Origin of the sequence: Ligilactobacillus sp. (assembly GCF_036846325.1) — a bacterium.
Lineage (GTDB): Bacteria > Bacillota > Bacilli > Lactobacillales > Lactobacillaceae > Ligilactobacillus.
On sequence record NZ_DAIUCE010000094.1, the window covers coordinates 1 to 6566 of the forward strand.

Sequence of the window (6566 nt, forward strand, 5' to 3'; positions counted from 1 at the left end):
GCTTACGGCTCATAACCGCTGCTTCTCACACCTTGCCTGATTGAGCAGGCGATGCTCAGCACTGCATTTTCCCAAAAGGGCTGCCATGTCTCAAAACTGAAAAAATGCCGGACAAATTCAGTCGCTCATCGACCTCCTTTGTCCGACATTTCATTTAATTCAAGAGCGAAAAAGGAACTTTTTCCCAGACTCCTGTCTCATTCATTTTTGAACAACTGCTTATTTATCCAGACGGGCATTGAGTTCTTCCGTCAATTCTTCATAGCCTGGACGGCCAAGCAAAGCAAACATGTTCTTCTTGTATGCTTCAACACCTGGCTGGTTGAACGGGTTGATTCCGTTCAGGTAGCCGGAGATGCCAACGGCAACTTCAAAGAAGTAGATCAGGTAGCCAAGCGTGTAGGCAGTCTGATCAGGAATATTGACGATCATGTTGGGAACGTTGCCGTCCGTATGTGCCAGAACAACGCCTTGCATAGCCTTGTCATTGACAAAGTTCATCGTACGTCCTTCAAGATACTTCAAGCCGTCAAGGTTTTCTGCTTCCTTTGGAACGTCCGTGTCATGTGTCGGGTTGTCAACGTGAATGACCGTTTCCATCAAATTGCGACGACCTTCCTGGATGTATTGTCCAAGCGAATGAAGGTCCGTTGAGAAGTTTGCTGAAGAAGGATAGATGCCCTTCTGGTCCTTGCCTTCTGATTCGCCCATCAATTGCTTCCACCATTCGGAGAAGTATTGCAATGACGGTTCATAATTTTCAAGGATTTCCGTCGTGTAGCCCTTGCGATACAAAATATTGCGAAGTGCGGCATATTGGTATGCCTCATTCTTTTCAAGGTCAGCATCTGAATAATCGGTACGTGCGTCTGCAGCACCCTTCATCAAATCATCAACGTTTGCACCTGAAACGGCAATTGGAAGCAAGCCGACTGGTGTAAGCACGGAGAAACGACCGCCGACGTCATCAGGAATTACGAAGCATTCATAGCCTTCTGCATCTGCTTCTGTCTTGAGAGCGCCGCGAGCGCGATCCGTCGTTGCGTAGATGCGCTCCTTTGCGCCTTCCTTGCCATACTTTTCAATAAGCTTTTCCTTGAAGACACGGAATGCAATTGAAGGTTCCGTCGTCGTGCCTGACTTTGAGATGACGTTGACGGAGAAGTCCTGGTCATCAACAAGATCCAGCAGGTCATGAACGTATGAACCTGAGATTGAGTTGCCGACAAAGAAAATCTGCGGTGCGTTGCGCTTTGAAGCAGGAAGCAGGTTATAGAACTGATGATTCAGGAATTCGATTGCAGCACGTGCGCCCAGGTATGAGCCGCCAATGCCGATGACAATCAGAATTTCGGAATCTGATTGAATCTTCTTGGCAGCCTTCTTGATGCGGTCGAACTCTTCCTTGTCATAATCAACAGGAAGATCGAGCCAGCCGCGAAAATCTGCGCCAGCACCTGTGCCCTTGCGTAATTCTTCATCACAAGCCGTGACCATTGCCTGCATTTCGCCCAATTCATTATCTTGAACGAACTTCTTCAAATTTGAACTATCAAATGAAATATGTGCCATTATCCAGTCTCTCCTTTATAAATTTTATCTACGCTTACAATTATACTATATTATTCGATTTTTGAAAGTAAAAATCGACGATATCTTAAGATTTTCACTTAAAAATCCTTATAATTTTTTGCAAGGTTTATGTCAAATGCAGTGTTCAAATATCTGCCGCAAAAATTAAAATGCCATTATTTGAGCATTCCAAGAATTACACTTCCGATGATCACGAACGCTGAACCCAACGTTACGTAGACCATTTCCCTCTTCGTCTTCTTCTCACCAAGGAGGAAGATTGAGCCGAAGGTCGAGATGACGATGCCGGACTGAGCCAGGGAGAAGCTTACCGCAAGACCGATCATGGCCGTTGCCTGGAACATGCAGAAGTTACCAATGCCCCATGAAAGACCCGTCACCATGTTCCTGAACATCGGCTTCTCGAACGAATTGGCGCGGTACGAGAAGACGAAGCCGCCGATGACCATGCCGATTGCCTGTGGAAGAACCATTGCCATCGTGTCAACGGAAAAAAGCGTTACCACTACAGTGTACAGAACAAAGCCCACGGTCGAGATGACAAGTGTCCTCGTGCCTTCTGCCCAGTCCTCGCTGACCGTCGTCTTGACGGCATTGCTCTTGTCACGCATTGCCGTGAACGCAACGCCGGCGACAAGGAAGGCCAGTGCTAAAAATCCGAAGACAAGCTGATGCGTTGTCGCCCATTCATGGAAGAAGATGGCTCCCACCACTGTATTTGCCACAAGCTGAGCTCCGGTCGAAACGGGAATGGCCTTGGAAACGCCGACCGCCTTCATGGCCTTGAACTGGTTGTTCTGACCCAGGCACCAGCAAAATCCGGATGCAAGTCCGACCAGCCAGAGCTTGACCGAGCTGTACTGCATGAAATGCTGAAATGAAAATGCCGTCTCGATGACGGCAAATACCAGTGCGCCAAGCGTCATTCCGAGCGTCTGCTGATGAGCGTCTCCGCCCATCTTGCCGCTGATGAGTCCGATGCTGCCCCATGCAAGCATCGGTATAAGTGCAATCCACATTATTCTCTTTACCTCTCTTATATAAAAAATTCTCTTTCTACAATATTCTACCAATAACATCTATCGATTTTCAAGACCATGCGTCTAAAAGTCTATTTGCTTTTGATGAGCATTTCTAATATTAGTCTTTCTTAGCTGTTTTCAAGGTTAACTATTTTCTAAGATATCGGCGTTTGATTGACTATCCTGAAACATTAGGAGTAAAATTGTATCTTAGGTTTAGACTCAAAGAAAGGACGGTTTGCGTTTGTGAGCTGGACAAAATTTAAAAATTTCATGAATACGCGCTGGGGCTTTTTTACACTCTGCGCATTCCTGTTCTGGGCCAAGACAATCTTTGTTTACCTGGTCGACTTCCACCTGGGAGTCAGCGGCATTTACCAGTATTTCGTCTTATTGATAAACCCGATTGCAACGACTCTGCTGATTTTTTCGATTGCCCTTTACATTAAGCGGACATTGCCGGCATATCTGTGTTTGTTTTTGCTTTATACGGCAAATTCAGTGCTGCTTTTGATTTCCGTTATCTATTACCGTGAATTCACCGATTTCATGACCATCAACGTCATCTTCGGCTACTCATCTGTTTCCCAGGGCTTGAGCACGAGTTCATTTTCAATGCTCAAGCCTCAGGACATTGCCATTATCGGAGATCTGATCGTCGTTTTGATCCTGCTCCTGCTCAGGAAGATCAAGCTTGACGAGCGTCCGGTTGTCCGCAAGCAGGCTGTTGCCATGACGTCGTTTTCACTGTTCTTCCTGATGCTGAACATTACGCTGGGAGAAATCGACCGTCCGCAGCTTCTGACGAGAACGTTCGACCGCAACTATCTTGTAAAGTATCTGGGAATCGATGCCTTTACGGTTTATGACGGACTCAAGACTGCAAAGAATAACCAGGCCAGATCAAACGCGGACAGTTCAGATTTGAACAAGGTCATTTCCTACACGCAGAAAAACTATGCGCAGCCGAACCCAAGCATGTTCGGAATTGCCAAGAACAAGAACATCATCGTGATCCACCTTGAAAGCTTTCAGCAGTTTCTGATCAACTACAAGCTGAACGGCAAGACCGTGACGCCGTTTCTGAACAGCTTGTACAACGGCAGGGAAACATACAGCTTTTCCAATTTCTTCAACCAGGTCGGTCAGGGAAAGACTTCGGACGCGGAAACGATGCTTGAAACGGGAGCATTCGGGCTGCCGCAGGGCTCGCTGTTCTCTGCTTTGGGAACGGACAACACCTTTGAAGCGGCACCTGCCATCTTAAATCAGCAAAGCGGCTATTCATCCGCTGTATTTCATGGAAATTCAGGATCGTTCTGGAACCGCGACAATGTCTACAAGAATTTCGGCTACCAGAACTTCTTTGATGCGAGCTATTATGACACCGATTCGGAAAACTTGACCGAGTACGGCGTCAAGGACAAGCTGCTTTTCCGGGATTCCGTCAAGTATCTTGAACATCTGCAGCAGCCGTTCTATGCAAAATTCATTACCGTTTCCAACCACTTCCCGTTCGTGATTGATTCGCAGAACAAGACGTTCAAGGCTGCCGATACAGGTGACAGTTCGGTCGACAATTACTTCGTGACCGCGCATTATCTTGACCAGGCCGTCAAGGAATTCTTCGATTATCTGAAGAAATCAGGCCTGTACGAAAATTCCATCATCGTCATTTACGGTGATCATTACGGAATCTCCAATTCGCGCAACCTGAAGCTTGCTCCTCTGCTTGGAAAATCCAGTTCGACATGGAGCGACTACGATAATGCACAGCTTCAACGCGTGCCGTTCATGATTCACATTCCCGGCATGACGGACGGCAAGGTTCTTGACACCTACGGCGGTGAAATCGATGTCTTGCCGACGCTGCTTCACCTTGTCGGCATTGACACCAAGAAGTACCTGATGTTTGGTTCCGACCTGTTCTCATCCGATCATAGTCAGACGGTGGCATTCCGCAATGAAAACTTCATTACTCCGCATTATACCGTCATCGGAAATACCATTTACGAAAACGGGACCGGCAACGTCGTTACTCACCCGACTGATGAAGTCAGGGAAAAAATCAAACGGGCTCAAAGGAAGGTCAGCGAAAAACTTGCATTATCGGACTCGCTCAACAATCAAAATCTCCTTCGTTTTTATGTTCCTGAAGGCTTCACGCCGATCAATCCGGCCGAGTATAATTACAAGAACTGCTATGGCAGACTTTTGAATCTGGAAAAGACTCTTGGCGACAATTCCAAGAGCCTGTGGCATCAAAACGGTGACAAATCCACTTTAAACGATTATGAAACCGATGCTCCGGAAGTCAACAACAGCGATTTTGAAAAGGACAACCTTGAAAGCGCAAGGAAAAAAGCTTCATCTGAGGCTTCGACCTCGGCGGCATCATCTTCATCATCCTCGTCATCTTCAGAAACAAGCGTTGCAACTTCAACCAAATAATCTGATAATAAGAGTTTTTTTAAAGCATTCATCGACTTAAAAAAACAAGGCTGGGAGGGAGACTCTTCCTTAAATTTAAAACACGTATGATTCATAGTTGTGGTCATACGTGTTTTTATTTTGATCAAATATCTGTCAGGCACTCAAACTCAGGGTCGTGACGGGGAAAGTAAACCAGAATTCTGGATTCCACCGAAAATAGTCTGCTTTGCCTTCCCGATGCCGTGGCCGCACCCCCAGCACCCCCAGAGCCACGCACTGAAAACCTGCTAAGTATAGGCTGGGAAAAAACTATGTCCCTAACAAAAGTGCTGGATGATTTGCAGTGGGTTATCATGCCCTTTAAGTACATGTAAAAAAGAAAATTCACTGTATGCTTGGAGGCATTATAATCACCTTGTTTGAACTGGCGTTTTTGTGCGTTTGATGGGCTTTTCCATGACCTAAAGCCACAGAGATTTTGACCGCCCCTATCGGGATATAAAATTCACGCACAGTTCACACAATATGTCTCGCAATCTGCAAGACAATGAATTACAATATAATCAACAGGAGGTGTTTGATATGAAAGACTCAACCGTAAGTGCCCGCGTTGAAAATAATGTAAAGATCGAAGCAGAAGACATCCTGAAAAAGCTCGGTATTCCTGTTTCTGTTGTAATCAATTCCCTTTACCGTCAGATTATTTACCATCGTGGTGTTCCTTTCTCTCTGACGATTCCGACAGAGCCAAGAACCGTTGATGCAATGTCTGATGCCGAGCTCGATGCAAAACTCCAGCACAGCTACGCACAGGCAATTGCCGGTGAGGGCAGACCAATGAGCGAGGTGTTTGACGATCTGGAAAGGAGCCTTAAATAAGTGGACGCCTATGAAATCGTCATTACACCGGATGCAGAAGCTGACCTTTTTGAAATCAGAAATTACATCGCATACACCTTGTTAGTCCCGGATGTTGCACTAAATTACATCCGTGCCATCCGCAATGAGATACAAAAGCTGACATACATGGCTTCCAGTATCGCTCCCGTTGAACGGGAACCCTGGCATTCCAAAGGTGTACGAAAAATCATCGCCAAAAACTTTTATATCTACTACAGACCGGATGATGCATCCAGCAAGGTATATATCCTGAATGTAATCTACGCAAAGCGGGATCAGCTCGGGACATTGAAAAATATGAATCTGCACGATTAACAGAACAGCAGTCCTTATTCATAAGGGCTGCTTTTATCTGTCTCCAATCTCATGGTGTATGCTGTTATGACAGCTCTTGCAAAGGATCATCATCAGGTTGCTTCGGGCATCCTTGATCAGGGGATGAACGCTGAGACATCAGAACACATTTTTGTTCTACTTAAAGTAGATGGAAAACAAAATAGTAATTGAAGATAGCAAGATTACACATTACTTTTACAATTTAGTAATGTCATTTAAGTTGATTTATGACCTACTCGGTATCAGAGATACCGAGTTTCTAGAATCTCTCACGAGATTCCG

Annotated in this window: 5 protein-coding genes; 3 read left to right on the forward strand and 2 right to left on the reverse strand. The window is 45.7% G+C overall.

Annotation, left to right across the window (positions count from 1 at the left end):
• Positions 1-219: 219 nt before the first annotated feature.
• Both V7Z60_RS08125 and V7Z60_RS08130 read right to left on the reverse strand, forming a co-directional pair.
• Positions 220-1572, reverse strand: a complete 1353-nt coding sequence (locus V7Z60_RS08125; protein ID WP_334117331.1) for a glucose-6-phosphate isomerase — start codon at positions 1570-1572, stop codon at positions 220-222.
• A gap of 176 nt (positions 1573-1748) precedes the next feature.
• On the reverse strand, positions 1749-2612 hold the full coding sequence (locus V7Z60_RS08130) for a GRP family sugar transporter (RefSeq protein ID WP_334117332.1): 864 nt from the start codon (positions 2610-2612) through the stop codon (positions 1749-1751).
• Positions 2613-2861: 249 nt separating this feature from the next.
• Here V7Z60_RS08130 and V7Z60_RS08135 point away from each other — a divergent pair, with 249 nt between their 5' ends.
• From V7Z60_RS08135 to V7Z60_RS08145, 3 genes are all read left to right on the forward strand, one after another.
• Entirely contained in the window at positions 2862-5066 is a 2205-nt protein-coding gene (locus tag V7Z60_RS08135; RefSeq protein ID WP_334117333.1) for an LTA synthase family protein, read from the forward strand.
• A gap of 564 nt (positions 5067-5630) precedes the next feature.
• Positions 5631-5927, forward strand: a complete 297-nt coding sequence (locus V7Z60_RS08140) for a type II toxin-antitoxin system RelB/DinJ family antitoxin (RefSeq protein WP_334117334.1) — start codon at positions 5631-5633, stop codon at positions 5925-5927.
• Positions 5928-6263, forward strand: coding sequence for a type II toxin-antitoxin system RelE/ParE family toxin (locus V7Z60_RS08145; RefSeq protein ID WP_334117335.1), 336 nt, complete (start codon positions 5928-5930; stop codon positions 6261-6263). It abuts the gene before it with no gap.
• The last annotated feature ends 303 nt before the right edge of the window (positions 6264-6566 follow it).

Excerpts from the sequence above, each read along its gene's own strand:
- V7Z60_RS08125 (WP_334117331.1), bottom strand. The coding sequence starts at position 1,572 with ATGGCACATATTTCATTTGATAGTTCAAATTTGAAGAAGTTCGTTCAA.
- V7Z60_RS08130 (WP_334117332.1), bottom strand. The coding sequence starts at position 2,612 with ATGTGGATTGCACTTATACCGATGCTTGCATGGGGCAGCATCGGACTC.
- V7Z60_RS08140 (WP_334117334.1), top strand. The coding sequence starts at position 5,631 with ATGAAAGACTCAACCGTAAGTGCCCGCGTTGAAAATAATGTAAAGATC.